This window comes from Streptomyces albofaciens JCM 4342 (assembly GCF_008634025.1).
GTDB lineage: Bacteria > Actinomycetota > Actinomycetes > Streptomycetales > Streptomycetaceae > Streptomyces > Streptomyces albofaciens.
Genome location: NZ_PDCM01000001.1, coordinates 4,107,496 through 4,134,445, shown reverse-complemented (window position 1 = coordinate 4,134,445; position 26,950 = coordinate 4,107,496). Strand labels below are relative to the sequence as shown.

Below are 26,950 nucleotides of genomic sequence, written 5' to 3'. Positions count from 1 at the left end.
CGTCGGGGCGTACGGGGACCGGTCACGGAAACCGGTCATGGGGATCAGCCGCGGGAATCAGTCGCGGACGCGGAAGCGGTGGGCCTGCCGGGCGCCCTCGCGTACCTGGCGCACCGCCTGCGCGGCGGTGGTCCGGCCGCCGAGGACCGCTTCGGCCGCCGAGAGGTACGGATTGACGATCTTGTCGTCGGCGCGGGTGTCGAGCCACAGCGCCATGTCCTTGCTCGCGAGGGTGCGCTGCGCCTCGGGCAGCCCCTTCAGGCGCGCGGCGTCCGCCGCACCCTTGACCGCGCTCAGCCAGCCCAGGTCGCGCACCACCTTGCGGGCCTGTTCGGGGCCGGTCAGGAACTTGAGGAAGTCGACGGCGAGCGCCTTGTTGGGCGAGGAGTTGGCGACCAGCAGTCCGTCCGCTCCCCCGGCGACGGCGCGCGCGGAGCCCGCGGCGCCCGGGATGGCGGGCATGGTGAAGAAGTCCCAGTTCTTCGCGAACTTCTCGGGGGCGCCGCCCTTGGTGCTGAGGTAGGAGAATTCCAGCGTCTCCAGGTACTGCATCGCGGCCTTGCCGTACAGCAGGCGGTTCTGCGCGGACTCGTGGCTCATGCTCGTACCGGACGGGCCCATGCAGTGCTTCTTGAGCTGCGCGAGGTCCTCGAAGGCCCGTTGGTAGCCGGGGTGGGTGAAGGCGCCCTCGCCTCCGTCACCGTCGTAGTCCCTGGCCAGGACGGCGGGCGGCACCTCCATGGCGTTGAACTGGGTGAGCAGGTGCCCGGCGGGCCAGCCGTACTGGTTGCCGAAGGCGAGCGGAGTGTGGCCCGCCGCGGCGATGCGGTCGCAGGCGGCGAGCAGTTCGGGAAAGGTCCGCGGCTTCCGCTCGACCCCTGCCGCGGCGAAGATCTCCTTGTTGTACGCGAAGACCTTGGCGTCCATGTCGAGCGGCACCCCGTACGGGCGCCCGTCGAAGGTGAAGGCGTTCAGCGCGCCCGGCTCGAACGTGCGGCCCCACGCGGTGTCCTTGAGCGGCTCCGACAGGTCGGCGGCCAGCTTGCCGTCGGCGAACTTGCGCGCGTACCGGCCGGGCCAGGCGAAGTAGATGTCCGGCATCTCACGGGAGGCGGCGAGCACCGCGATGCGGTCCTTGTACGGCTGGTCGCCGACGGCCTGGAGGTCGATGGTGACCCCCGGGTTCCGGCGCTCGTACGCACGGACCGCGCTCCGGAAATACGGGGCGTATTCGGGGTCGGCCCACTTCTCCAGGATGGTGAGATGCCCGCGCGGGGGCCCGTCGAGGGCGAAGTCGTTCGGGGTGACGCGGACGGGGGCCTGCCCGCAGCCGCTGACCAGCAGGGTCAGCAGGGCGACGAGCAGGGTCCCGGCGACGGCGGCGGGAGTGCGGCGCATCGGCTCTCCTGGCGGGGAACTCCGGGCGGGGAGGAGGCTGGTCAGGGACGGCGGGACGGGGCGCGGGGGTGCGCGCCGTCCAGGGCGAGGGGGCGCCCGAAGGCGCCGGGCAGGGTGCAGACGGCCGCCGCGTACGTGGCGGCGTACCCGGCCGCGTCGGCGAGCGGGCGGCCCCGGTGCAGGGCGACGTGCAGGGCGGCGATGAAGGAGTCGCCGGCGCCGAGGGTGTCGGTGGCCTGTACGGGCACGACGCCCTGGAGGTGGGTGGTGCCCTCGTACGACAGCAGCGCGCCCCGGGCACCGCGCGTCACGACGGCCAGCTTCGCGCCGCGGCGGTGCGCGCGGGCCAGCAGGTCGGCGGCCTCGTCCGCGTCCGCGTCGGGCCGGGAGAGGACCGCGCTGCGGACGAAGGGCAGCAGCGGTTCGGCGTAACTCCAGGGCCGGTCCGAGAAGTCGAAGCTCACCGGGCAGGCGGCGGCCAGCCGCGGCAGGTGCTCCTCCATGCCGCTGCAGTCGCCGGTGTGCACCAGGTCGAAGCCGCGCAGCCAGCGCAGGTCGGCGTCGTCCGGGGTGAAGAGGGAGATCGTCTCGTCGCAGTCGCCGAAGGTCCGGTTGCCGTCGTCGTCGAGGTGGACGGTGGCGTACGCGTTGGGTCCTGCGGCGATACGGGCCCGTTCCGTCGATACGCCCTCGGCCGCCAGGGCCGCCCGTACGTGCCGGCCCGCCGCGTCGCTGCCGGTGACGCCGAGGTAGGCGGCCTCGGCGCCGCAACGCGCCGCGTGCACGGCGACGTTGAGGGCGTTGCCGCCCGGGTACATCAGTCCGCGCCGGGGATAGCGATCGACGACGTTGTCGCCGAGTCCGCAGATGCGCATACCGCTCTTTCCTCCAGTTGGCTCCGGTGGGGGCCGGCCCGGCGTGCCGGAGCGCGCCGGGCCGGGCGGGTACGGAGCGGACTCAGTACTCGACCTGGAACATGTAGCGGCGCTTGTCCAGGTCGTGGCCGCGCACGGACTCGTAGTGGCGGGCCAGCCGGGTGCCGAAGACGTCCAGCGCGATGGGCGTGATGTCCCCACGCACCTCCTCGGGCACCCCGGGCAGCGAGAAGATCCGGGAGTCGACGTAGTGGGCCTTGCGGGTGTACTTGTCGAGGAACCGCTTGGTGCGCTCGGCCATCGGCCGGGTGGCGTCCTCGCCGAGGAAGAGGATCACGGGCTGGTCCTCGGTGACGACCTCGAAGGCGCCGTGGAAGAACTCGCCGGCGTGGTAGCTGCCGCCGTGCTTCCACTGCATCTCCATCAGGTAGCACATGGTGAAGCCGTAGCCCGCGCCGTAGTTGGGGCCCGCGGACAGGACGTACGTCACCGGCTCGTCGGCCAGTGCGGTGGCGATGGAGTGGGCGAGCGCCTCACCCTCCTCCTGGGCGGTGTGGAGGGCGTCGGGCAGCGCTTCGTAGGCCTTGCGGATGGCCGCGTAGTCGCCTTCCACCCCCGTCTTCTCCAGCAGCGCGTACGCGAGCTGCCCGAAGAGCACGCCCTTGGGGGCGACGACGGTGTCCTCGCTGCGGTAGGTGAACGCGATGTCGGCGGCCTGCGCCAGCGGGCTGTCGTCGTCGCGGGTCAGCGCGGCGACCTTGGCGCCGGTGGACTTGGCGTAGTGGGCGGCGGCGACGGTCTCCTTGGTGGTGCCGGTGTGCGAGGAGACGAGGACGAGGGAGCCCTCGCCGAGCAGCGCGGGCTTGCGCAGGTTGAACTCGTCGCTGTTCATGTGGAAGACCGGGAAGCCGGCGCGGGTCTCCAGCAGGAAGTGCACCGGGTAGGAGGCGGTGAGCGAGCCTCCGCAGCCGACCAGGAAGACATTGCGCAGGCCGCCTTCGACGGCCTCGGCCACGAAGGCGCGGGCCGTCTCGTGCTGGCTCAGGGCGAAGGCCACGGCCTCCTTGAAGTCCTCGGTGATGGGCTTGAGGGGCAGGGTTGCGGTGGTCACGCGGATCCTCTCCGAGCAGGTTGGGAACGTTCCCAATACAGGCCGGGAACGCCCCTCGACGTAGAATTGGGAACGTTCCCACCGGGAATGCTGGGAACCTTCCCACCGCAGTCGGCGGAGCGTCAATACCCCTGCGCAGCCGATAGCCTGGCGACGCCATGACGACGAACCGACGCAGCGGCCCGCACCGGCCCGCCACCATCCCCGACGTCGCCCGTGAGGCGGGCGTCTCCCGCTCCACCGCCTCGCGGGCCCTCGCCGACTACGGCTCCGTCAGCCCCGAGGCCCGCGAACGCGTACGGGCCGCCGCCGAGAAACTGGGCTACCGCCCCAACCAGCTCGCCCGGTCCATGATCACCGGCCGTACGCACACGCTGGGCGCGGTGATCGCCGACATCCAGAACCCGTTCTTCGCGGGGGTCACCCGCGGCATCACCGACGCCGCCCGCGCCGCCGGCTACCAGATCCTGCTGGCCAACACCGACGAGGACCCGGCCGCCGAGCGGGCCGCCGTCAAGACGCTGCGCGACAAGCACGTGGACGGCCTGATCGTCGCCCCCGCCTCCACCACGGACACCGCCCACCTCACCGCCGCGCACGACGGCGGCTGCCCGGTCGTCCTCCTCGACCGCCGCGTGCCCCGCCTCGACCTGGACTCCGTCACCGTCGACAACCACGGCGCGGCCCAGGACGCGGTACGGCGCCTGCTCGCCATGGGGCACCGGCGCATCGCCCTGGTCAGCCTGGTCGGCAACGCCGCCACCGACGACCCGGTGGACCCCGGGTCCACCGGCCTGGCCCGCATCGAGGGCTACCGCGCCGCGCTGCGCGAGGCGGGCGTCGAGGACACGGGTGCGTACCTGCGCACCGGCGCCTTCCACGGCCAGGACCCGGCCGTGCTCGCCCGCGACCTGCTGGACTCCCCCGAGCCGCCGACCGCCGTGTTCGCCACCGACAGCCTGATCGCGCTGGGCGTCCTGTCCGCGGCACGCGAGCTGGGGCTGCGCGTCCCGGAGGACCTGTCCGTGGTCACCTTCGACGACACCGACTGGGCGCGCGCCGTACGCCCCCGGGTCACCGTCGTCGCCCAGCCGGTCCAGGAACTGGGCGCCACGGCCGTACGGTCCCTGATCGCCCGTGTCCAGGGCGGCACCCACCCGCCGGAACACATCACGCTGCCCACGGAGTTCATCGAGCGGGAGTCGGTAGCGCGGGCGACGAGGCGGCGGAAATAGCCGTACAGAGGCAGGGCGGTTGGCGTGCCGGCCCGTGTGGCCGCGGGCGAGACCGCCGGGCGGGCATGCGGCAGCCGCACGCGGACCCGACGCCGTACACCGGCCGGGGCCGCACGCGGAACCGTCAGGCTCCCGCCTCGACCTCCCGCGACGAGGGCGACCGCTTCCCTCTGCCCACGCCCGAGGCCTCGGCCGCCGCGTGCAGCGAGCGCAGGGCCAGCAGAAGCACCCCGATGTCGTCGAGGAGGACCGGGTCGGGCAGCAGATCGACCGGGGAGAGCACATAGAGCAGCGCTCCCCAGTACGCGATCTTGTTCTCCAGTGGTACGCCCGCCTCGCGCAGGACGGCACGGGCGCGGACCACCTTGACCAGGAGCACGATCGCCGCGCCCACCATCACCGCCAGCAGCACCGCGACGATCACCACGATCGCCCACATCTCACCGCTCATTCCTGACGTCTTCCCTCCGTCGCCCGTGGAATACCGGCCGCGTCCGGCATTCTTCTTCCGGTGCGGACGGCACCCACGTCAACGAGCGATCAGGGGCGGCGAAACGGCGCATGGGGCGGACGGGGCCAGAGTTTCCCACGGACCCCGTCGGCCGTCGCGGTCCTCAGTGCAGCAATTCCGGATCCGGTTTCCGCTCCTCCCGGACGATTTCCCGTTGTTTCGCCGGCAGCGTGCCGGACATTTTCCCCCGCGAGTGGAAGCGCATTTCCTCCACGCTCTTCTGCATGGCAACCCGGATTTTCCTGCCCAACGGCCGTTCCACGTATCGGTGCACCACCCAGGAAAGGGCCAGCATGAATACGACGATCCCCGGCAGCAGCACGGCCGCGGGCACCCGGCTGCGCAGCAGGTCGATGAGGGTGAAACCGACGTACATGTGGAGCAGATAGAGCGGATACGTGAGCGATCCGGCGGTGGACAGCCAGCGCCACTGGAGTTTGTCGAACCACCCCAGCGCGATGGCGGCCATCAGCGCGAAGGCCAGCAGCACGGCCAGGCGCACCGGCCATCCCTGGGCCAGGTCCGCCTTCGCGCCGAGATTCATCACCAGCCGCCCGCGCAGATAGTGCTGGGCCAGCAGGAAGGAAATCGCGACGATCGCCCACAGCAGGACGGTGGGCCGGAAGCGGTGCATGAGATAGAAGGCGATGCCCGCGATGAAGTACGGGGAGTACGGCGCTATGGCCCACACCGACAGCAGGTCGCTGTTGGACTTCAGCGCGACCACGCCGGCCACCGTCCACAGGCCGCAGAACAGCACACACCTGCGGTAGGTGACCCCGCGGAACACCACGATCGCGAACAGCAGGTAGAACTTCAGCTCGATGAACAGCGTCCAGTAGGCGTCGTCCACGTCGGGGACGCCGAGCCCCTGCTGGAGCATGGTGAGATTCGTCAGCACCGTTTCCCAGTTGTCCGCGCTGCGGACGTTCGGCCACACGGTCAGGACCGCCGCGGTCAGCAGTACGGCGACCCAATAGGCCGGGTAGAGACGGGAGACGCGGGAGGTCACGAAATCGCCCAGGGAACGCCCCCAGGCGCTCATGCAGATGACGAACCCGCTGATCAGGAAGAAGACTTCGACGCCCAGCCAGCCGTACTCCGACAGGTGGTAGACGACCGGGGAGAATGCCGTCGGGTCCCCGCCCCAGCCGTCGCGCAGGGTGATGTAGTGATAAGCCAGGACCATCAGGGCGGCCAGCAGCCGCAGTCCGTCGAGGACGCGCAGTCTGGGCCGCCGCGTCTCCCCCCGCGAGCCGGGAGGGTGTTCTGGCGCGGCGTAAAGCATCCGGGTCCTTAAGCGACGGTGCGGCGGCAGCCTGTCCGAGTTTCACGGTAAACGACGGGAAATGCGCGAACGGATCGCGGAGTTTAGCGTACGACACCACACCTGCCCCATGTCCACAACAGCGGCGAACTTCCCGAGGTCGCCTTCCGGTGCAGGTCAACGGGGTATCGACGGACAGCGCCGTCGGCATTCGTGAGAAAAGGATGAGAAACCGGGGCGTCGGCGAACCGTACGGACGAAAAAGGTGTCGGGCCGGAAACCGGCACGCTCCGGCGCCGCGCGCCCCTCCGTACCGATCCGCGCCGCCGCGCGCCCCTCCGTACCGATCCGCGCCGCCGCGTGCGCCGCCCGGGCTCCGCTCGCGCCGCACCGGGCGCCCCGCCCCGGCGCGCCATCGCCGCCGGACCCGCCCCCGCATCCGGACCCGCCTCCGGCCCGCCGCCCGAACACGGACCATCCCCCTCCAGTTACGGCGAAGTTGTTGCCAGCAGCCTCAGTTGCCCCAACAATGCGCACGTCAAAGCCGAAGGAACTTCGGCCACAGATCCTGAGAGGACCCCCACATGAAAAGCCCTCTCGTCGGTGCCCTGGCCACGGCCGTCCTGGGCACCGCCGCCCTCGTGGGCACCGCCGGAACCGCCGGCGCCGCCACGGTCACGGACGCCGCCGGGCACACGGCGGCGCCCTCGCTCCACCGGACGACGGACGCCACGGCCACCACGGCCAAGGCGGTGCCCAGAGCCGTGAGCTATGCCGGCACGGTGGCGCTCAGCAACTGCTCCGGATCGATCGTGCGCATGCCCAATTCGACCGACAACGATCCGGCCCTGGTCCTGTCCAACGGCCACTGCCTGGAGAGCGGCATGCCGGACGCCGGCGAGGTCATCGTGGACCAGCCGTCCAGCCGCAGCTTCACCGTGCTCAGCGCCTCGGCCGGCAACCTCGGCACGGTCCGCGCCACCAAGGTCGTCTACGGCACGATGACCGACACCGACGTCTCCCTCTACGAACTCTCCTCCACCTACGCCCAGATCAAGCAGCGCTACGGCATCAAGGCGCTGGACATGGCCACCACCCACCCGGTCAAGGGCGCCGCCATCGCCGTCGTGTCCGGGTACTGGAAGAAGACCTACAACTGCAATGTGGACGGCTTCGCCTACCGGCTGAAGGAGGGCAACTGGACCTGGAAGGACTCGGTCCGCTACACCTCCCCGTGCAACGTCATCGGCGGGACCTCGGGCTCCCCGGTGATCGACGTCGCCTCCGGCAAGGTGGCGGCCGTCAACAACACGATCAATGAGAGCGGCCAGCGCTGCACGCTCAACAACCCGTGCGAGGTCGACGCCAACGGCCGCGTGAGCGTGCGCCGCGGCATCGGTTACGCCCAGGAGACGTACGAGATACCCAAGTGCTTCGGCACCGGCAACAAGCTGGACCTGAGCCGCCCGGGCTGTGTCCTGCCCAAGCCGTAGTCCCCGTACCGGCGGGCACCCCGCGTGCTCGCCGGTACGCTCCCCTCGCGCACGCGGGTCCCCGCCGTACGCCGGACTACCGCCGTACGCCGGACGGCCCCCGTACGCCGATCGGCCCCGCCACCGGACGGCCGCGCTACACCGAACGGCCTCCGTACGCCGGACGGCCGCCGCCTTCACCCGGCGGGGTGAGGCACCCCGGGGTCCGTTCGGCGCGTCCGCCCGCACGGGCGGCGGTGTGGCACGGTCGGACCATGAACGCGGCATCCGACATCCGGTCCCAGGCCACCACCCTCGCCCGCGACCTCGGCGGGCCGTGGCAGCCGGACGACGCCGACCGCAACCTCGCCCTCACCCTGGTCCTCGCCCGCGACGACAACGGCGGCCGGCTCACCGCCCGGATCATCACCCACATCCTGCTGAACGCGTCGTGGGGCCTGAAGCCCATCGGCGCCATGTACCAGCTGATGGCCTGCACCGCCGACTTCCTCGACGACCCGAAACAGCGCGAGACGGACACCGGCCGTGAGGCCCTGGACGAGGTCAACCGCCTCCTCGACACGGTCGCCGCACTGCCCCCGGACGGCATCTGACCGCGGCGCTACGGTTCCGGCCGGACGACCTGTACGGCGGCCCCGGTGGCCCGCAGGGCGGCGACTTCCCCGGCGGGGGTGGCGGTGTCCGTGACGACCGTCCCGTAGCGGGCGGCGGTGCCGTACGCGTACGTGGCGCGTTTGCCGAACTTGGCGTGGTCCACGAGGAGTACGGCCTCCTCGGCGGCGGCCAGCATCGCCTCCTTGACCTCGACGTACTCCCGCAGCGGATGGAACAGGCGCCCGTCGAGGACGGCGGTGGCGGACATCAGCACCAGGTCGGCGTGGAGCCGGGCGAGGGCGCCGCCGACCTCCGGGCCGGTGCAGGAGTTGAACTCGCCGTGGTACCGGCCGCCGAGCAGGGTGATGTCCACGCCGGGCACCGCGCCCAGGCGCTGGGCGAGGCCGACCGAGTTGGTGACGACCGTGATCCGGTCGGCCGGGTCCCCCCGGGCCAGCAGGCCGGCCAGCGGGTAGAGGGTGGTGGAGTCGTCCATCAGCACGGTGCTGCCCGGCGTGATCCGGCCGGCCACCGCGGCACACAGCGCCGTCTTGGCCGCCAGCCCCGCGCTCTCGCGGAAGCGGGTGGCGGTCTCCATCGTCAGGGCGGGGAAGGCGACGGCCCGGCCGCGCTCCTTGCGCAGCAGGTGGCGGGCGGCGAGGTCGTCGAGGTCCCGGTGCATCGTCATCAGGCTGACGTCGAAGCGGTCGGCGAGCGCGTCGATGCGCAGGGCGCCGTGGTCGGCGACGTACCGCAGGACGGCCTGCCGCCGCTGTTCGACCCCGGCCTGCGACAGCCGTGCCCTGGCGGCCATGCGGCGCTCCTTCCCCTCCGTGCCCGTGGCGCCCGGTGGTCAGCCGGCCTGCGGGCACACCACGGGCTTGATCGTCGTACGGTCCCGGGCGGCCGCGGTGAGCGCCTGCTCGGCGTCCGCCAGGCCGTACCGGTGGGAGACCAGCCGGTCGAGCCGTACGTCGCCGGAGGCGGCCAGCGCGATGGCGGCCGGCCAGGTGTTGGCGTACCGGAAGGTCCCGGTGACCTCGATCTCGAAGTTTTGCACATGGGCCAGCGGCAGCGGCACGGTGTCGCCGCCCATGCCGACCAGCACCGCCCGGCCCGCGCGTCCGAGGGAGCGGATCGCCTCGTCGGCGACGGCCGGGACGCCGGAGCACTCCAGGAGGACGTCGGGTGCGTACCCGGTGTCGGCGAGCCGGGCGCTCCGGACGTCCACCGTGGCGGTGGCGCCCAGCTCCCGTGCCAGGTCGAGCCGTTCCGGCGCGATGTCGGTGACGACGACCTCGCCGGCGCCGAAGGCGCGGGCCGTCTGGACGGCGACCAGCCCGATCGGCCCGGCCCCGGTGACCAGCACCCGCGCGCCGGGCCCGATCCGCCCCTTGCGCGCCGCCCATACGCCGACGGACAGCGGCTCCAGCAGGGCGGCGGTCTCGGCGGTCAGGGTGTCGGGGACGGCGTGGGCGAAGTGCTCGTCGATGGCGACGTACTCGCACAGCGCGCCGTCGACCGGCGGGGTGGCGTAGAAGGACACGTCGGGGCACAGGTTGTAGCGCCCGTGGCGGCACTGCTCACAGGTTCCGCACGGTACGCCGGGTTCGAGGGAGACCAGCTGTCCCGGCTGGTGGCGGGTGGCGCCGGAGCCGAGGGCGACGACCGTGCCGCCGGGCTCGTGGCCGAGGACCATCGGGGCGCGGACGACGAAGTCGCCGATCCGCCCGTGCTCGTAGTAGTGCACGTCCGAGCCGCAGATGCCGACGGCCTCGACGCGGACCAGCACCTGTCCCGGCCCGGGGAGCGGCACCGGCCGTTCCTCGATCCGCAGGTCCTCGGGCGCGTGGAGGACGGCGGCGCGCATGGTCGCGGGGACGTGGTCGGGCAGCGGAGCGGGCATGGCGGCGTCCTCGGGAGTCGGCGGGCGGGGTGGTACGGATGACGGTGGACAGCATTGTTAGCAGATCTCACCAGCATTGTTAACACATATTGCGTGATATTGCTGCGGCGCGGTACGGATCTCCCCCGATGCCGTCATGCCCTTCGCCCTCTCCAAACGATCGGCAACGGACAACCGGCGCTCGCTTTCTTGCTCTCGGGCGCAGTGCGGCAAAGGCATCGGGCAGTACCGGCCAGATCCGACGGTGATCGTCTGAGCACTGATAAACAACAGCGGTCATGAGGCAGGGGCAGGCTCCTCCAACCGGCCGGGGGCGGACGCGCCGTCCGGACGCCGTCCGCAGAACCCGCAGGGCGGCCACGGGTGCCGTCGACAAAGCGATGAGGCGCCATGGTCCGGTGTGACAGCGGTGCGACCGGCTCCCGGCCGGAGGAGAAGGGCTCCCGGCCGGAAGAGGGCGGCGTCCCGCCGGCGGGCGGGCACGCGCCGGGAACCGCGTTGAGCGCCGTACGCGTCGAAGAACTCCTGATCAAGCACCTGGGATGCGACGAGTCCCAGGCCCGCGCCTGTGCGAGCGGCCTCCTGGGCGCCCCGGCGACGGCTGTTCCCGGCCCGGCTCCCTCCGCCAGGACGGTGTACGGCGCCGGTCGCCTGTCCGGCGCCGCCGAGGAGCGCGCCGGCCGGGCCACCGTGGTGCGGGCTCGTGCGGGAACGGTCCCGCACGACTTCGGCCCGTACGACGGAACGGCGGCCCTGACCACCGCCCGTGACCCGGTGGAGCTGGCACAGCGGCTGCTTGAGCGGGCCGAGGACACCGGCGCCACGGCGGTGCTGCTGGCCGTCGTGGACGGCGACGGCGCGCTCCGGACGAGCGGGGCCGCCGGAGCGGCGGCACATACGGGCGGCGACTGGTCGCAGATACCGTTGTCCTGCGTCCTCCCGCTGGCCCGGATGTCCGCGGCGGACCAGCGGGTGTGGCTCGCCGACGAGGCCGGTGACCGGAGCCTGACGTGGGTGTCGGCCGTCGGGGACGGGCCGGGCGGGCCCTGCGCCGCCGAGAGCGGCGGCGGGCCGGGTGCCGTGGTGTGCGTGGTCGGCGTCATCTGGTCCGGCCGCGCGCGACCGGCGCCCACGGCCCGCGACCGGCTGGAGGCGCTGGCCGACCGCGCCGGGCAGCGGCTGCGCGGGCTGGCCGCCCTGGCACCGCCGGACGACGGCGTACGGGCGGCCTGGCTGGACGCGGTCATCGACGCGATTCCCCTGCCGACCGCGCTGCTCCGCCCGCTGCGCGACGGGCTCGGCCGGGTCGTGGAGTTCACCGTGGACCGCTGCAACGCGCGCGCCACCGACCTCCTGGGCCGTACGCCGGACCAGATGACCGGGAGCCGGCTGCTCGAATCCTTCCCCGGCATGCTGCTCTCCGGGCTCTTCGACGCGTATGTGGCGGTCCTGGAGACCGGCATCCCGCTCGACCGGGGGCCGTTCACGTACGAGGAGCCCTTCCAGGGCGTCACGCGTCCGGTCGTACTGAGCGTGCGGGCCCAGCGCGTGGCCGGGGGCCTGCTGGTGACGTGGCAGTTCCACGACGAGCAGACGCCCGCGAGCACCCGGATCGACGACGACGAGCGGCTGGTGAACCTCGGCTGGGCGGAGTGGAACCTGGTCACCGGCAGCGTGACGTGGTCCCGGCGGATGTACGACATCCTCGAACGCGACCCGAAGCGCGGCCCGTTGCCGCTGGACGCCCTCTCCGGGTACGTCGTCGAGGAGGACCTGCCGACCGTCGTGGAAGCCGTGCAGTCGCTGGCCCGCGCCCCCGGCCCGGTGCGGTTCGAGGTCCGTACGCGGGCCTCCGACGGTCCGCGCCATGTGAGCGTCAGCGCCGAACTGCTCCGCGACAGTCCCGGCAACCTCGTGGCGCTGCGCGGTGTGGTCCAGGACGTGACCGGCGTACGGCGGACGGAGGCGGCGCTGGAGGCGACCCGGCGGGAGGCCGAGAGCCGGCAGCTGCGGATGGCGGAGGAGCTGCAACTGGCCCTGCTGCCCCGGGCGTACACCACCCTGCCGGGGCTGCGGGTGGCGATCCGGTACCAGCCCGCCGAGAACTGCGCCCGCGTGGGCGGCGACTGGTTCGAGGCCACGCCGCTGCCCGACGGCCGGGTGCTGATCGCCATCGGTGACGTGCTCGGGCACGGCCTCCAGGCCGCCGCGGGCATGGCGCAGCTGCGCAACGCGCTGCTGGGGATCGCGTACACCGGCGCCGACCCGGCCCGCATCCTGGACTGTCTGAACCTCGTCGCCTTCCACGGCCACGACGAGTCCCTCAACGCGACCGCCGTCGTCGGCCACTTCGATCCGCGGCGGCGCACCCTGACCTGGGCCCGCGCCGGCCACCCGCCGCCCGTCCTGGTACGCGGCGGCCGGGCCACCGAGCTGGTCAACGACGACGGGACCTCGCTGGGCGCCGGGCTGGCGCCCGGTTACGCGTGCAGGACGCTGAGGCTGCGGCCCGGCGACCGCGTGATCCTCTACACCGACGGCCTGGTGGAGCGCCGCGCCGACCGGGCCGGCAACCGCGAGGACCTGCTGCTGTCCGCCGCCCGCCAAGGCGCGCACGGCGGGCCCGAGGCGCATTTGGAGACACTGCTGTCCGTTCTGCACACCAATCCGGAGGACGACACCTGCGTCATCGTGCTGCATGTGGGGAGTTGAGCGGGGTGCCCGCACGGGTGCCGCGTACCTGCCGGGGCACGGGGTTCGGCCAACCTTCGCCGACTTCGGCAAGTTCCCGTTTTCGATCGGCTGTTCGCGGCTAGGTTGTGCGGTGGGTCCGATGCCGCATTCCCCCGTGTGCGGCATCGGACCCGCCACGCCTCCGGTGGCCACCGGCCGTGAGCCGCCGTGGCCGCTCGCAGGCCGGGCGTCAACCGCACGCGACCTCTTGCGGGCCGGACATCAACGGCAGGCGACCTCTTGCAGACCGGACATGACCGGATCGGTCGGCGTACCACTGACCAGCAGGACGCCGCCGTCGTCGCCCCAGTGCAGCTCGTACGACCCACGCGCGATGGGGCGCAGGCCGTCGTCCGCGGTCCAGGAACCCGTGCGCCGGCCGATGCCGGCGGCCCCCACCGCATAGACCTCGCCCCGGCCCGCCACGAGGAACGACGTCTCCCTCGTCACAGCCCGGCAGCCGCCCGGTCCCGGCGGCTCCAGCAGACGGTAGTCCGCGCCCCCGGTCAGGTCGCCCACTCCGCCGACCGCACTGCCCAGCCCGGCCGCGGCGCCCAGGAGCGCGAGGACGAGACGGGCTGGCACGCCGCGGTTCCCGGCGGGCGTACGACCGGTGACGCGGCGCCGTACGGCCAGCGTTCCCATGACCACCAGCAGAACCAGGAGCAGCGCGGAGCCCACCAGCCAGCCGGGAATCACCCGACCCGCCACGACCAGCAGGAACCCGCTCCAGCTCGCGACGGCGGCAAGCAGCAGACAGCCGACGGCCATGACGAGATATGGCGACGGCTTGGCCGCTTTCGCCCGTTCATGCTGTTCGCCTTTCATTCCGGCATGCTATTTGTCCCGCTGGAAACGCCCGGACCGGGCGATGGGCCACCCGCACGTGAAGGGACCTCCACGTGAACCGCATACGCACCGCACTCGTCGCCCTCGGCCTCGCCGCCGGCCTGGCGACCGCGCCCGCCGCCGGCGCCGCGCCCCGGCCCGACGAGCGGACCGCCGCGGCGTCGGCCGCGGCCGCGCGGCACGAGCCGTGCACCGGGGAATTCCACGGTGACGCGCGGCTCGGCCCGAAGTGGCTGCCGGACCGGCGGCAGGCGCCGGTGGGCCCGCTGCTGAAGGGCTACCAGAGGACGGGGAAGCTGTCGCCGTCCGCCTTCCTGAAGAAGTACTGGGAGGGCCCGGCGGACTCGGGTGACTGGAAGTACCCGCCCAACGACGGCTTCGGCGAGGTCAACGGCACGGTGGACAAGGAACCCGCCAAGCTGCGCCCCGGGCAGCGGCTGGACCGCTTCGGTTCCGAGTACGGCGGATTCCTGGCGCCCGCCGGGGACGCGTACGCCGAGCGCTCCCTGCCCCCGCAGAACCTCAACACGCGCGAGACGACCGCGCCGTGCGACTACCACGTGTACAAGGTCGCCAAGCCGTTCTGGGTGTGGCAGGGCAGCGTCGCGCCCTGGTTCGAGCAGCCCGGCGGCGGGCAGCAGATCAAGCTGGACGCGGTGTTCCTGGACCCCGGAGAGGGCCGGCGGCTGAACGTGAAGTGGCTGCGGGAGCACGGATACCTCACGCCTGTGGCCACCTGAGCGGACCTCGGCCCCGAGGACATGCCGGGAGGCTGTCGGGGGCAGTACCACCCGGCAGTGCTACCAGCGGACAGTAACGTCCCCTCCATGGACACCCCCGCAAACCGTCGCGCCCTACAGGCCGCGCTGCGCACCGCAGGTGTGGCCGAAGGCCACTACCGCATCGAAGGGGTACATGAACCGGCCCCCACGCCCCCGGACTTCCTGTTCCTGCGGCAGGCGCCGGACGGGGCATGGGAGACCGGCGTGTACGAACGCGGCGTCCACCACGTCATCACCCGGCACCGGAGCGAAGAGGCGGCGTGTGAGCATCTGTTGCGGATGCTGACCTGATGAACAGACGCCCCGGCGGCCCGGCGACCCGGTTGGTGAATCCACCGATTGCCGCCCCCTGGACGGCTTTCCTGCCCAACGGCTCGCCTGCCGGGTCGCTGAACCGCGGGGCACTGGACCGAGCGGGCACAGGGGCATCCGGCACTCTCACGAAAGCTCCACACGACGGTCGGCAACGGGCTGCAAGAACAGCAGCGGCCGACCGTACCCACCTTCCCCGGGCGCGCTTCTTATGCACCGGAATCCACGGAAACTCTGGTCAATCGTCTAGCAATCAATCACCTGTCCGTACATCACCTTGACTGCTTCATACCAACCGGGTTGAGTACCCGCACCTGTCGATTGCGTCCGCCAAGCGGAGCGTGATTCTCGATGCTCGTCGGGCGCCGGACCGTCCGTCGCCGATCTCACGCGGCCCTGCCGCACTGAGGAGTGATCAGGTGTTGCTGAAACAGCGTGTCGCCGCCGTGCTCTCGGCCGCCTCCTGCGCCGCCGCTCTGACCGTCGCCGCCCCGCCCGCCACCGCGGCGCCCGCCCCCGGTGCCGCGGCATCCGCCGCGAGCTGCAACTTCACCGTCTGGACGGCCGGCAAGCCGTATGTCACCGGCGACATCGTCAAGTACACGAACGGCCAGTACTACCGGGCGAAGCACGACAACCCGGGGTACGACCCGGTCATCAGCACCTGGTACTGGGAGCCGTACAACTGCGGCGGCGGAACCAACCCGTCCGGCGACTTCGTGGTGAGCGAGGCGCAGTTCAACCAGATGTTCCCGAACAGGAACCCGTTCTACACGTACAACGGCCTCAAGGCGGCCCTGAGCGCGTACCCGGGCTTCGCCAAGACCGGGAACGACACCATCAAGAAGCGCGAGGCCGCCGCCTTCCTGGCCAATGTCGGCCATGAGACGGGCGGTCTGGTCCATGTCGTGGAACAGAACACGAACAACTACCCGCACTACTGCGACTGGAACCGGCCGTACGGCTGTCCCGCCGGACAGGCGGCCTACTACGGGCGCGGGCCGATCCAGCTGAGCTGGAACTACAACTACAAGGCGGCGGGCGACGCGCTCGGCATCGACCTGCTGCACAACCCGAACCTGGTGCAGAACGACTCGGCCGTGGCCTGGAAGACGGGCATCTGGTACTGGATGACCCAGCGCGGCCCGGGCACGATGACGCCGCACGACGCGATCGTCAACGACCGCGGCTTCGGCGAGACCATCCGCAGCATCAACGGCTCCATGGAGTGCAACGGGAACAACCCCGGCCAGGTGCAGAGCCGGATCAACTCGTACCAGAAGTTCACCCAGATCCTGGGCACGAGCACCGGCGGCAACCTGAGCTGCTGATCCGGTACCGGCGCGGCTGATTTCCCGCCCGCCTAACCGTCCCACCCGCCTCGTCCGTCCCGCCCGTCCCGGCCGGAAGGACGAGGCGGGCGGGCGTGTGCGGTGTGCCGTGACGTCCGGGTCCGGGTCCTGGTCCGGATCCTGGTCCTGGTCCGGGTCCGGGTCCGGGTCCGGGTCCGGGTCCGCAAGAGCCTCAGCGCTCCTCCAGCACCGCCCGGATCACATGCCGGGCGTTCCCCGCCATCGCCGGGTTCGTCTCCCGGTAGTACGGCAGCGCGATCAGCGCCTGTGAGAGCGTACGGCCCCGGCCGCGCGCCCAGGTCGCGTCGTCCACGCCCAGCGCCTCGCGGAAGACCTCGCGCGCCCCGGCCGGCAGCAGGTTCCACGCCGGGAACAGATCGCAGGCCGGGTCGCCCGCCCCCGTACACCCGAAGTCGATCACCGCGGTCAGCCTGCCGTCGGCCACCAGCACATTGCCCGGCATCAGGTCGGCGTGCAGCCACACCGGCGGGCCGTCCCAGGCCGGGGCCCGCAGCGCGTCCTCCCACACGGCGGTCACGGCGTCGCAGTCGACGCCCTCCTCCGGGATGCCGCGCAGTGCCTCGATCGCCGCCCGTGTCGGCGCGTCGAGCGCGGCGACCGGCCCACCGCGGTAGGCCGCCGGGGCTCCGGGCAGAGCGACGCTCCGCATCGCCGCCACGAACCCGGCCAGGTCCCCGGCCAGGGGTTCGGGTTCGCTCAGCGCCCCTTCGACCGGGTTTTCCCCCGCCAGCCAGCGGTACACCGACCACGGCCACGGATACCCCTCGGCGGGCTCTCCGGCGGCGAGCACTTCGGGGACGGCTACCGGCAGCCGGGGCGCGAGGCGGGGCAGCCACTCCTGTTCCAGCGCCACATCCGCGGCGCCGCCCCGTGTCAGGGGCAGCCGTACGGCCATGTCGTCCCCCAGCCGGAACATCGCGTTGACCGTGCCTGCGGACGCGAACCGCCGCACCGGCAGCTCCGCCCACCGCGGGAACTGCCCGGCGACCAGCCGCCGTACGAGGTCGTCGTCGACGGGGTGCGGACCGGGAGGCGTCTGCCCTGTGCTCATGGGGCGCCACCCGACCACCGGGCGTCCTCGCGCGTCAACCGTTTTTCGGCCCGTACGCGCAGATCAGGAGCCGTGAGGCCGGTCGTCGGCCCGGCATGGTGTCTGCCGGCGGGCGTCCCGCGCGGCCTTCACTCACACGGGTAGGAAAGCGCGCTGCCCCCATCCGCGGCTCCGGCACCTCGGGACACTGAGACGGTCGCTCGGTGTGACGGCAGTGGAAAGTGGTGGCGACTGTGACGACGGAACATGATGCGAGCAACCGGGACCGGAGCCCGCTGGCGGCCGACGTGCGCAACGTGGTGTCCGCGCCGGTCGAGGGCCACGTGGTGCAGGCCGGTGTCGTCCACGGTGACGTCCATCTGCACCCCGCGCGGGAGCGCGGTCCCGTACCGCACCAGCTGCCCGCCGCGCCGAGCCGCTTCACCGGCCGGGCCGGTGAACTGGCCGCGCTGACCGCCGCGCTGGACGAGGCGGTGGAGTCCGGCACCACGGTGACGATCTCCGCGATCGGCGGCGCCGGAGGCATCGGCAAGACCTGGCTCGCCCTGTACTGGGCGCATCGGCACGCCGACCGGTTCCCCGACGGCCGGCTGTTCGTGGACATGCGGGGCTTCACCCCGCTCGGTGAACCGATGCCGACCGCCGAGGCGGTACGCGGCTTCCTCAACGCCCTCGGCGTGGACCCGTCCGGCGTGCCGCCCGACCTGGACGCCCAGGTGGGGCTCTACCGCAGCCTGGTCGCCGAGCGGCGCATGCTCATCGTGCTGGACAACGTCCGCGACACCGCCCACGTGGCCCCACTGCTGCCGGGCAGCGCGACCTGCACGGTGCTGGTGACCAGCCGCCGCCACCTGGCCGGGCTGGTCACCACCCACGGCGCCCGCTCCCTGGATCTGGACGTGCTGTCCGAGGCCGAGGCCCGCCAGTTGCTGGTCGACCACCTGGGGGCCGAGCGGGTCGCCGCCGAGCCCGAGGCGGTACGGGAATTCCTGGCGTGCTGTGCCGGGCTGCCGCTGGCACTGAGCATCGTGGCCGCCCGCGCCACCGCCCACCCCGGCTTCCCGCTGAGCGTGCTCGCCGAGGAGCTGCGCGACCACACGACCCGGCTCGACGAGCTGGACGCGGGCGAGATTCCGCTGAATCTGCGCGCCGCGTTCTCGTCCTCGTATCACGCGCTGTCCCCCGAGGCGGCCGTGCTGCTCGGGCTGCTCGGCCTGGCGCCGGGACCGGACATCAGCCTGCCCGCCGCCGCCTCGCTGGCGGGGCTGCCGAAGGCTCGGGTCCGCGCGCTGCTGCGGGAGCTGGAGACCGCCCACCTGGTGTCCCAGCCGGCACCCGGGCGCTACCGGCTCCACGACCTGATCCGTCTCTACGCCTGCGACCAGGCCCACCGTCACCAGGCCGAGGGCCGGCGGGACGGCGCGCTGCGGCGGTTGGTGGAGTTCTACCTGCACACGGCTTACGCCGCTGACCAGTTGCTCGATCCGCACCGCGAGTCGGTCGTGCTGGACCCGCCCGCCGAGGGCTGTCTGTCCCACCCGCTGCCCGACGAGGCCGGGGCCCTGGCCTGGCTGGACGCCGAGCACCCCTGCGTGATGGCCGCCCAGCGCCTGGCCGTCGAGCGGCAGTGGCACACGCTGGTGTGGCAGCTGGCGCCGACCCTGCACACGTACCACTGGCGCCGCGGCAGGCTGCCCGACCAAGTGGCCGTCGCGCGGGCGGGGCTGACCGCTGCGCTGTGCCTGGGCGACCCGGCCATCGAGGCACCGGCACACCGCCTCCTCGCCGAATCGTGCGCCCTGGCGGGCCGGCACACCGAGGCGCTCGAACACCTCAACGAGGCCCTGACCTTGGCCGAGAGCTCCCATGACCTGCCGAGCCAGGCCCATACGCACCGCGTTCTCGGCTGGGCCTGGGGACAGCAGGGCCGCATCGGGCCCGCGCTGGACCACGCCACCCGCTCCCTGGGCCTGTTCCAGACGATCGGCGACGAGGAGTGGGAGGCGCGCGGACTCAACCAGTCCGCCTGGTATTCCGCGCAGTTGGGCCACTACGAGCAGGCCGCGGCCTACGGCGACAAGGCACTGCTGCTGCACCGCCGCCACGGCAACGGCAACGGCGAGGCGCTGTCGCTGAGCGTCCACGCCTACCTGGGCCTGCGCACGGGCCGGTACACCGACGTACTGGAGAACGGCCGGCGCGCCCTGACGCTCTTCCGCGAGATCGGCAACACCTTCCACGAAGCCTTGCTCCTCGAAGGCATCGGCCAGGCGCACGCGGCGCTGGGCCAGGCCGCGGAGGCCGGTGAGGCCTGGCGGCAGGCGTTGGAGCTGTACCGGACCCAGCACCGTACGGAGGAGGCCGAGCGTTTGCAGCGCCGGCTGGCCGAGGCCGCCGAGCGGGTGCCCGAAGGCGCGGACGGGAGCGCTCTCTCGGACGGGGCACCGCCCCGGAGCACGTGAGCCTGCCCCCAAACCGTCAACAATGAGCAAAATCCGGGCGGGACCGGAGGGCGCCCCACCGGGCCCACAAAGCTCCCGTCCCGCCGGGCGCGAGGACGGCGGAAACCCGCGGTTTCCTGGGCAGAACGCTTTCTGCCGCGAAGCTCGCCACCAGGAAGCGGAGCCTCCCCTCCCCCGCCGAACGGCCAATTCCGCCACCGGACTTCACCGGAGTTGACTTTTCAAACACCGCAATCGCTGGAAAGGATCTTGGCGCAACAGGTATCTTTCCGTTAAGGCGTCGCCATCGCGGTTCTACGGGGGACAGCGGGGCGGCCTACGGGGGAACGGAACGGGGGAACTTCCAACTCTTCTGCATGCCTTGATCACCACGCGTGACCACGACATCCGCATGCGTTTTTCACCGGACGGATCCGGCAGCTGCGCATGCCCGCATTCCAGCACCTTGGATTCCTGTGATAGCAGAAGAAGTGTATGACCTGATCCTGGATGATCTCTTCATCCGGGCCGACGAACTGGTACCAGGAAGCTCGGTCTTCCTGAAAATCGAGGGCCTCAATCCGGCCGGCTCGGTGAAACTCAAGACGGCCGTGGCGCTGGTCGCCGAGGCCGAGAGCACCGGCCGTCCCTTTCCCGCCACCCGGCTCATCGAGTCCACCTCCGGAAATCTCGGGGTGGCGCTCGCCATGGTGTGCGCGGCGAAGGGGTACGCCCTGACGTGCGTGACCGATCCCAACGCCAACGCCCAGTCCGTGCGCCTCATGGAGGCACTCGGCGCCGAGGTCGTGGTGATCGACGTACGCGACGGCAACGGCGGCTATCTGCAGTCCCGCATCAACTACATCCGCGAACGCCTGCGCCGGGAACGGAACACGTACTGGCTGAACCAGTACGCCAATCCGGCCGGCCCGCGCGCCCACCGGGAGCGGACCGGGCGCGCGCTCGTCGAGGCGCTCGGCCCGGTCGACCACGTGTTCATCGGCGCCGGGACGACCGGCACGCTCATGGGCTGCGCCGCCTACCTGCGCGAACACAGCCCGGCGACCCGCGTCGTCGCGGTGGACTCCCTGGGGTCGGTCACCTTCGGCGGCCCCGCGGCCCGGCGGCACATCCCGGGGCTGGGCACCAGCCGGCGCCCGGAGATCCTCGACGAGAAACACGTGCACGACGTGGTGCTCGTACCGGAGGCCGAAGCCGTGGAAATGTGCCGCCGCTTCGCCGAGGAGCGGGGGCTGCTGCTCGGCGGTTCCACCGGTACCGTACTGGCCGCGGTACGCAACGCGGCCCCGGACATCCCGGCGGGCAGCGTCGTCGCGGCGCTCTCCCCCGACTTCGGGGAACGGTATCTCGAAACCCTCTACGACGACGCATGGGTGGCCGAACGCTGGCCGCACCTTCTCGACCCGAAAACGGTCATGGACCAGGCGCGCGCCTGAGAACAGGACATGCAGCATGTTCACTTTCGACGTGGTGCCCGGCGACTCCGTACTGAAGATCCTGCGGGACCGGCGCGGCGAGGTCCTGGACATCGTCGCCCGGACCTACCGCGATCACGAGGCCGGTGCGACGGTCAACCCGGACAGCTATTTCCTGCGGTTCCCCGAGAAGCCGGATTCGCGCATCATCGCGCTGCCCGCCTTCCTGGGCGCGGACGTCCAACTGGCCGGCATCAAATGGATATCCAGCTTTCCGCGCAACACCGAGAACGGCGTGCCCCGCGCCTCGGCCGTGCTCATTCTGAACGACTACGGGACGGGCTATCCGATCGCGGTCCTGGAGGCCGCGAACATCAGCGCCGCCCGGACCGCGGCCTCGGCCGCCGTGGCGGCGACGGCACTGCGCCCGGACGGCTACGAGGGCAGCCGTATCGGCGTCGTCGGCGGGGGCGTCATCGCCCGGAACATCTGCGACTACCTGCACGCCGCCGGCTGCGCCCCGGACGCCTATGTGGTGCACGACCTGCACGAGCCGTCCGCCCAGGCGCTCGCCGGGCACATCCGTGACACCCAGGGGCGGTCCGTGACCGTCACCGGTGACCTGGAGGCGGCGCTGGACGCGGAGACCGTGGTGTTCGCGACGACCGCGCTGGAGCCGTATGTGCACCGGCGGTTCGAGGCCGGGCAGCTGGTGCTGAACATCTCGCTGCGCGACCTGGCCCCCGAGGTGATCCTGGGCGCGCAGAACGTCCTCGACGACGTCGAGCACTGCATGAAGGCCAACACCTCGCCCCACCTGGCCGAACAGCGCACCGGCAACCGCGACTTCGTGACCGGGACGCTGGCCGGGGTGCTCGACGGACAGGTGAAGACCACCGCGGACCGGCCCGTGATCTTCTCGCCGTTCGGGCTCGGCGTCCTCGACCTGGCCGTGGGCGCGTTCGTCCTCCAGCAGGCACGCGCCGACGGCACGGCCGTCAGCGTGCCCAACTTCTTCGGGGAGACGCGCCGGTGGTGACTTCCACGCACACGCGACGCCCGCCCGTCCTCGCCGTCATCGGCGTGGGCCCGCGCGGCCTGGGCGTCCTGGAACGCCTCGTCGGCCACTGTACGGAGCGGCCCTTCCCGGTCACCGTCCACCTCGTCGACCCCCGGCCGCCCGGCCCGGGTTTCCACCTCGCCGACCAGCCCGACCACCTGCTGCTGAACACGGTGTGCTCGCAGGTCACCGCGTTCGCCGATCCGCGCATGGTGGACGGCCCGACCGCGACGGCCGGCCCGTGCCTGTACGAGTGGTGCCGGTCGCGCGACCTGCGCCTGGCGGCCGACGGCTACACCGTACGGGAGGGCGTGGGCCGGGAGATCGAGCCCAACGACTACCTGCCCCGACGGCTGCTGCACACCTATCTCACCTGGGCCACCGACCGGATCCGGGCCGCGGCGCCCGCGTGCGTGCGGCTGGTGTGGCACCGGTCCACCGCGCTCGACATCCGGCCGGGCGCGGCGGAGCGCGAGAGCGTCCTGCTCGCGGACGGCACGGCCATCGACGCCGACGCGGTCTTCGTCACCGTGGGGCACCATTCCCTGTACCACCCGGAGCGGACCATCGCGGAGCCGCGCCTGGTGTCCCGGCCCTATCCGCTGCCCGATGTGCTCGACGGCATCGCGCCGGGTGAGCGGGTGGCCGTCCTCGGCACGGGCCTGACCGCGATGGACGTCATCGCGTCGCTGACACTGGGCCGGGGCGGCCGGCACGAGCGGATACCCGCCGGAAGCGGCGGCCTGCGCTACATACCCGGCGGCCGGGAACCGCTGATCGTCCTGACGAACCGTACGGGCCTGCCGTCCCGCAGCCGCCCGCACCTGAACCCCGGCCGCCTGCGCTTCGTGCCGCTCGCGCTGACCGTGGCGGAACTCGACACGCGGCGCGCGGCCCGGCCCGGCGGCCGGCTGGACTTCGCCGAGGACGTTCTGCCGCTGGTCGAGGCCGAGATGGAGCTCGCCTACCACCGCACGGTGCTCGGCGGGCAGCTGGACGACTTCGCCGCGGCGGGCGCCGAGTTCGCCCGCCGCGCCGAGCGCTCCGGCTGGCGGGCGCTGCTGGAGGAGTGCCGCGAGCGGTACGGGCCGTACCCGCTGCGGGGCGTGCTCGGCGTGCGGGCGGCGGAGGGCCCGTGGGCCGACGCGCGGGAGTACGCGCGGTGGTTCACCGGCCAGGTGACGGACGACCTCGGCGAAGCCCGTACGGGGCTGGGCCGCAGCCCCCTCAAGGAATCCCTGGAGGTGCTGCGCGACCACCGGGACGTGCTGCGCGCGGCCGTCGATCCGCCGGGGCTCGACGACGCCTCGCTGGACCTGTTCTTCGGCGCGTTCACCGCCACCGTCAACCGGCTGGTGATCGGACCCCAGCTGGACCGTTCGGCCGAGCTGCTCTCGCTGCTCGACGCGGGCGTCCTGCGGCTCGGCCCCGGCCCGCGCCCCAAGGTCCTCGCGCCGTCCGGCAACGCCGCGTCCTGGCGGCTGGAGTCCACCTGCCTGGAGCGGCCCGAGACCGTGGAGGTCGATCACGTGGTGGCGGCGCACGTCACCGAACCGCCCGCCGACCAGCTGCCCGGCTCACTGCTCGGCACGCTCGTCGCGGCCGGCCGGGTCGCCACCCTCGCCGGCCGCGGGGGCAGCGCCACCGGCCTGCACGTCACCCGGGAGGGCCGTGGCATCGACCCCGCCGGAGGCGTGCAGCCGCGGCTGTACTTCCTCGGCCCGCACACCGAGGGCTCCAGCTACTACAACCACTACGTCCCGTCTCCCGGCGCCCCTTCGCGCGCGCTGCGGGACGCCGAACTCGCCCTGCGTACCGCACTCGACCAGCTGACTGCGAGGCCCTGATGAACGTCCGTGACACCTTCACCCCCTGGCGGCAGGACTACCGCCCGGCGACCCGCGCCGCCCAGGGCGACGGCTGGCGCTCGCCGGCCACCGGCTCCATTCCGCCGCCCATCGAGCTGGGCGCGACGTTCGCGCGCGACGAGCGGTACCGTTCGCCCGCCGGGCTGGCGTACCTCCGCGACCAGGGGACGCCCGGCTACGAGCAGGTCGAGCAGGTCGTGGCGGGCCTCGAAGGCGGCCGGGACGCGCTGGTGTTCTCCTCCGGCATGGCCGCCGCGACCGCAGTGTTCCAGGTGCTGCCCGCCGGCGCGCGGGTCGTGGTGCCGAAGACCATGTACTTCGGGCTCACCAAGTGGCTCGCCGAGTTCGGCGGCCCGCGCGGGCTCGACGTCGTGCACGTGCCGATGGACGACCTGGACGCGGTGGCCGCCGCGGTGGCGGCGGCGCCGACCGCGCTGCTGTGGGCGGAGTCCCCGGCGAACCCGACCTGGCTGGTGACCGACCTCGCGGCCTGCGCCGACATCGCGCACCGCGCCGGGGCGCTGTTTGCCGTGGACAACACCGTGCCGACGCCGGTGCACACCCGGCCCTTCGAGCTGGGCGCCGATCTGATCATGCACTCGGGCACCAAGTACCTCAACGGCCACACGGACGTGGTGGCCGGCTTCCTCGTCGCCGCGCCCCGGCCGGACGGCGCGGCGGACGAGGCTCGGGAGGCGCTGTGGGAACGGCTGCGCCTGCACCGCAGGCTCACCGGTCCGATCCTCGGCCCGCTGGAGACGTACCTGCTGATGCGCGGCATCCGTACGCTCTTCCCGCGCATGCGGCAGATATCGGCCACCGCGCAGGCGCTGGCCGAGCACTTCGCCGACCATCCGCACGTCAGCCGGGTCGCGTACCCGGGGCTGCCCACCGATCCCGGCCACGTGATCGCGTCCGGGCAGATGCGCGGCGGCTTCAGTGGCATGCTGTCCCTGCACGTCAACGGCGACTGGCAGCGTTCCCTGCGTACCGCGGAGAACTGCGAACTCTTCATCCGGGCAACGTCCTTGGGCGGGGTGGAGAGCCTGGTGGAACACCGTTACACCTTCGAGGGGCCGGGCAGCACCTCCCCGAAGGACATGATCCGCCTGTCCATCGGCCTCGAAGACGCGGCCGATCTCGTGGCCGACCTGGAACAGGCACTGGAACGCGCCGCAAAGGAAGAGCGTTGAGTTCGGATACCACAAGCTCGGGCACCACCGGCCCGGACACCACACGTCCGGGCACCGCGCCCCACGTCCAGCCGTCCGGCGACGGGTCCGCCACCGGCGGCCCGCCGCCGGACGGCGCGCCGGCGGCACGGCCGAGGCTGTTCCGCGACGCCTCGCTGTCCGCCGTGCTCGCCGGATTCGTGGCCGTGGTGGTGTCCTACTCGGGGCCGCTGGTCATCGTGCTGGCGGCCGCCAACGCGGGCCACCTGGACCGCGCCCAGACCAGTTCCTGGGTGTGGGCCATCTCCATCGGCAGCGGCGTCACCTGCATCGCGCTCAGCCTGCGCACCCGTATGCCGGTCATCACCGCCTTCTCGACCCCCGGCGCGGCGCTCCTGGTCACCAGCCTGGGCGCGTATTCGTACGCGGAGGCCATCGGCGCCTTCCTCGTCACCGGGGCCGTCATCACGCTGGTCGGGCTGACGGGCGTGTTCGGGCGGCTGATGCGGCAGGTGCCGACGGCGGTGGTGTCGGCGATGCTCGCGGGCATCCTGTTCTCGTTCGGCACCGGGGTGTTCACGTCGCTGAAGACCGCGCCGTGGATCGCCGGCGCCGTCCTGGTGGTGTACCTGCTGGCCAAGCGCTGGATCGCGCGGTACGCGGTGCTGCTGGCACTGGCCGCCGGGGTGGTGTGCAGCGCGGTCACCTCCCGGCTGGACATCCACGTGGACCACGTCGAGCTGGCCAAGCCGGTGTTCACCGCCCCGGCGTTCTCGGCGGGCTCGCTCATCGGCATCGCCGTACCGATGATCCTCGCCACCCTGGCGTCGCAGAACGCGCCCGGCATGGCGGTGCTCAGCGCGTCCGGATACGAGCCCAAGGACCGGCTGCTGATCGGTTCGACGGGCCTGGCGTCTACGGCGCTGGCGCCCTTCGGCTCGCACGCGATCAACCTCGCGGCGATCACCGCGGCGATCTGCACCGGCCCCGAAGCGCACCGCGACCCGCGCCGCCGGTACGTGGCCGGTGTCTCCTGCGGCTTCTTCTACCTCCTGATCGGCGCGTTCGGCTCGACGCTCGTGGTGCTCTTCGCGGGCCTGCCCAAGGAACTGGTCGCCGCGGTGGCCGGTGTCGCGCTCTTCGGCGCGCTGGCCGGGGGCCTGACCGGGGCGGTCAAGGAGGAGAAGGACCGCGAGGCCGCACTGATCACGTTCCTCGCCACCGCCTCCGGCGTCACCATCGCGGGCATCGGCTCGGCGTTCTGGGGGCTGGTCTTCGGCGTGGCGGCGCACCTGGTGCTGACGCGGGTGCGCACGGGGCGGAAGGCGACGGCGTAGCGCACCGGGGTGCGCGGGGCATGCGAGTGCGTGGGCATGCGGGTGCGTACGGGCGTACGTACGGCCCGCGCGCACCCGTCGTGCACCCGCACCCCCGGCCGCAGCCCTGGCCCGCGGGGCCCTCTGGCCGTAAGGGCGCCGCGATC

General features: G+C 72.3%; 22 protein-coding genes. 13 read left to right on the top strand and 9 right to left on the bottom strand.

All coding sequences use genetic code 11. The features are described from left to right. Nucleotides 1-57 precede the first annotated feature (57 nt). The 3 genes from CP973_RS18485 to CP973_RS18475 all read right to left on the bottom strand — a co-directional run bounded on the left by CP973_RS18485 (nt 58) and on the right by CP973_RS18475 (nt 3,384). Nucleotides 58-1,398, bottom strand: a complete 1,341-nt coding sequence (locus CP973_RS18485; RefSeq protein WP_150242113.1) for an ABC transporter substrate-binding protein — start codon at nt 1,396-1,398, stop codon at nt 58-60. Between the two features lie 41 nt (nt 1,399-1,439). Next, nucleotides 1,440-2,273: a PfkB family carbohydrate kinase gene (locus CP973_RS18480; RefSeq protein WP_150242111.1), complete on the bottom strand. Its 834-nt coding sequence runs from the start codon at nt 2,271-2,273 to the stop codon at nt 1,440-1,442. A gap of 82 nt (nt 2,274-2,355) precedes the next feature. Beyond that, on the bottom strand, nt 2,356-3,384 hold the full coding sequence (locus CP973_RS18475; RefSeq protein ID WP_150242109.1) for an SIS domain-containing protein: 1,029 nt from the start codon (nt 3,382-3,384) through the stop codon (nt 2,356-2,358). A 158-nt stretch (nt 3,385-3,542) separates the two neighbouring features. Between CP973_RS18475 and CP973_RS18470 the strand changes: the two genes are divergently transcribed. Further along, nucleotides 3,543-4,619, top strand: a complete 1,077-nt coding sequence (locus CP973_RS18470; RefSeq protein WP_150242108.1) for a LacI family DNA-binding transcriptional regulator — start codon at nt 3,543-3,545, stop codon at nt 4,617-4,619. Between the two features lie 124 nt (nt 4,620-4,743). Here the strand turns inward: CP973_RS18470 and CP973_RS18465 are convergent, their stop codons facing one another. Beyond that, on the bottom strand, nt 4,744-5,070 hold the full coding sequence (locus tag CP973_RS18465; protein WP_150242106.1) for a YkvA family protein: 327 nt from the start codon (nt 5,068-5,070) through the stop codon (nt 4,744-4,746). Between the two features lie 163 nt (nt 5,071-5,233). Then, nucleotides 5,234-6,418: an acyltransferase family protein gene (locus CP973_RS18460; RefSeq protein ID WP_150242104.1), complete on the bottom strand. Its 1,185-nt coding sequence runs from the start codon at nt 6,416-6,418 to the stop codon at nt 5,234-5,236. Nucleotides 6,419-6,981: 563 nt separating this feature from the next. Between CP973_RS18460 and CP973_RS18455 the strand changes: the two genes are divergently transcribed. Further along, entirely contained in the window at nt 6,982-7,890 is a 909-nt protein-coding gene (locus tag CP973_RS18455) for a S1 family peptidase (protein WP_150242101.1), read from the top strand. 254 nt (nt 7,891-8,144) lie between these two features. Continuing rightward, complete coding sequence (locus CP973_RS18450) at nt 8,145-8,483, top strand: hypothetical protein (RefSeq protein ID WP_150242099.1); 339 nt, start codon at nt 8,145-8,147, stop codon at nt 8,481-8,483. A gap of 8 nt (nt 8,484-8,491) precedes the next feature. On the opposite strand, the gene CP973_RS18445 is transcribed toward CP973_RS18450, so the two are convergent. Together CP973_RS18445 and CP973_RS18440 are read right to left on the bottom strand one after the other, a co-directional pair. Further along, entirely contained in the window at nt 8,492-9,298 is an 807-nt protein-coding gene (locus tag CP973_RS18445; RefSeq protein WP_150242097.1) for a DeoR/GlpR family DNA-binding transcription regulator, read from the bottom strand. 39 nt (nt 9,299-9,337) lie between these two features. After that, the gene (locus CP973_RS18440; RefSeq protein WP_150242095.1) at nt 9,338-10,390 is read right to left on the bottom strand and encodes an NAD(P)-dependent alcohol dehydrogenase; all 1,053 of its coding nucleotides are present in this window, start codon (nt 10,388-10,390) and stop codon (nt 9,338-9,340) included. Between the two features lie 390 nt (nt 10,391-10,780). Between CP973_RS18440 and CP973_RS18435 the strand changes: the two genes are divergently transcribed. Then, the gene (locus tag CP973_RS18435) at nt 10,781-13,102 is read left to right on the top strand and encodes a PP2C family protein-serine/threonine phosphatase (RefSeq protein ID WP_150242093.1); all 2,322 of its coding nucleotides are present in this window, start codon (nt 10,781-10,783) and stop codon (nt 13,100-13,102) included. 243 nt (nt 13,103-13,345) lie between these two features. Here CP973_RS18435 and CP973_RS18430 read toward each other — a convergent pair whose 3' ends face one another. Continuing rightward, nucleotides 13,346-13,951, bottom strand: coding sequence for a hypothetical protein (locus CP973_RS18430; protein WP_150242091.1), 606 nt, complete (start codon nt 13,949-13,951; stop codon nt 13,346-13,348). A gap of 74 nt (nt 13,952-14,025) precedes the next feature. Here CP973_RS18430 and CP973_RS18425 point away from each other — a divergent pair, with 74 nt between their 5' ends. The 3 genes from CP973_RS18425 (at nt 14,026) to CP973_RS18415 (ending at nt 16,397) form a co-directional block, all read left to right on the top strand. Next, nucleotides 14,026-14,712, top strand: a complete 687-nt coding sequence (locus CP973_RS18425; protein WP_150242089.1) for a TNT domain-containing protein — start codon at nt 14,026-14,028, stop codon at nt 14,710-14,712. 87 nt (nt 14,713-14,799) lie between these two features. Beyond that, nucleotides 14,800-15,045, top strand: a complete 246-nt coding sequence (locus tag CP973_RS18420; protein ID WP_150242087.1) for a hypothetical protein — start codon at nt 14,800-14,802, stop codon at nt 15,043-15,045. Nucleotides 15,046-15,542: 497 nt separating this feature from the next. Further along, nucleotides 15,543-16,397: a glycoside hydrolase family 19 protein gene (locus CP973_RS18415; RefSeq protein WP_280119017.1), complete on the top strand. Its 855-nt coding sequence runs from the start codon at nt 15,543-15,545 to the stop codon at nt 16,395-16,397. Between the two features lie 193 nt (nt 16,398-16,590). Here CP973_RS18415 and CP973_RS18410 read toward each other — a convergent pair whose 3' ends face one another. After that, complete coding sequence (locus tag CP973_RS18410; RefSeq protein WP_150242083.1) at nt 16,591-17,490, bottom strand: aminoglycoside phosphotransferase family protein; 900 nt, start codon at nt 17,488-17,490, stop codon at nt 16,591-16,593. A gap of 233 nt (nt 17,491-17,723) precedes the next feature. Here CP973_RS18410 and CP973_RS18405 point away from each other — a divergent pair, with 233 nt between their 5' ends. From CP973_RS18405 to CP973_RS18380, 6 genes are all read left to right on the top strand, one after another. Next, nucleotides 17,724-19,952: an ATP-binding protein gene (locus CP973_RS18405; RefSeq protein WP_150242081.1), complete on the top strand. Its 2,229-nt coding sequence runs from the start codon at nt 17,724-17,726 to the stop codon at nt 19,950-19,952. Between the two features lie 470 nt (nt 19,953-20,422). Then, nucleotides 20,423-21,388, top strand: coding sequence for a 2,3-diaminopropionate biosynthesis protein SbnA (gene sbnA / locus CP973_RS18400; protein WP_208853206.1), 966 nt, complete (start codon nt 20,423-20,425; stop codon nt 21,386-21,388). Nucleotides 21,389-21,404: 16 nt separating this feature from the next. Then, on the top strand, nt 21,405-22,406 hold the full coding sequence (gene sbnB, locus CP973_RS18395) for a 2,3-diaminopropionate biosynthesis protein SbnB (RefSeq protein ID WP_150242079.1): 1,002 nt from the start codon (nt 21,405-21,407) through the stop codon (nt 22,404-22,406). Next, entirely contained in the window at nt 22,403-24,274 is a 1,872-nt protein-coding gene (locus tag CP973_RS18390) for an FAD/NAD(P)-binding protein (RefSeq protein WP_244409591.1), read from the top strand. The genes sbnB and CP973_RS18390 overlap by 4 nt, the downstream gene beginning before the upstream one ends. Further along, on the top strand, nt 24,274-25,488 hold the full coding sequence (locus tag CP973_RS18385) for a trans-sulfuration enzyme family protein (protein WP_150242075.1): 1,215 nt from the start codon (nt 24,274-24,276) through the stop codon (nt 25,486-25,488). The genes CP973_RS18390 and CP973_RS18385 overlap by 1 nt, the downstream gene beginning before the upstream one ends. Further along, nucleotides 25,485-26,804: a benzoate/H(+) symporter BenE family transporter gene (locus CP973_RS18380; RefSeq protein WP_150242073.1), complete on the top strand. Its 1,320-nt coding sequence runs from the start codon at nt 25,485-25,487 to the stop codon at nt 26,802-26,804. Before CP973_RS18385 ends, CP973_RS18380 begins: the two co-directional genes overlap by 4 nt. Nucleotides 26,805-26,950 lie beyond the last annotated feature (146 nt).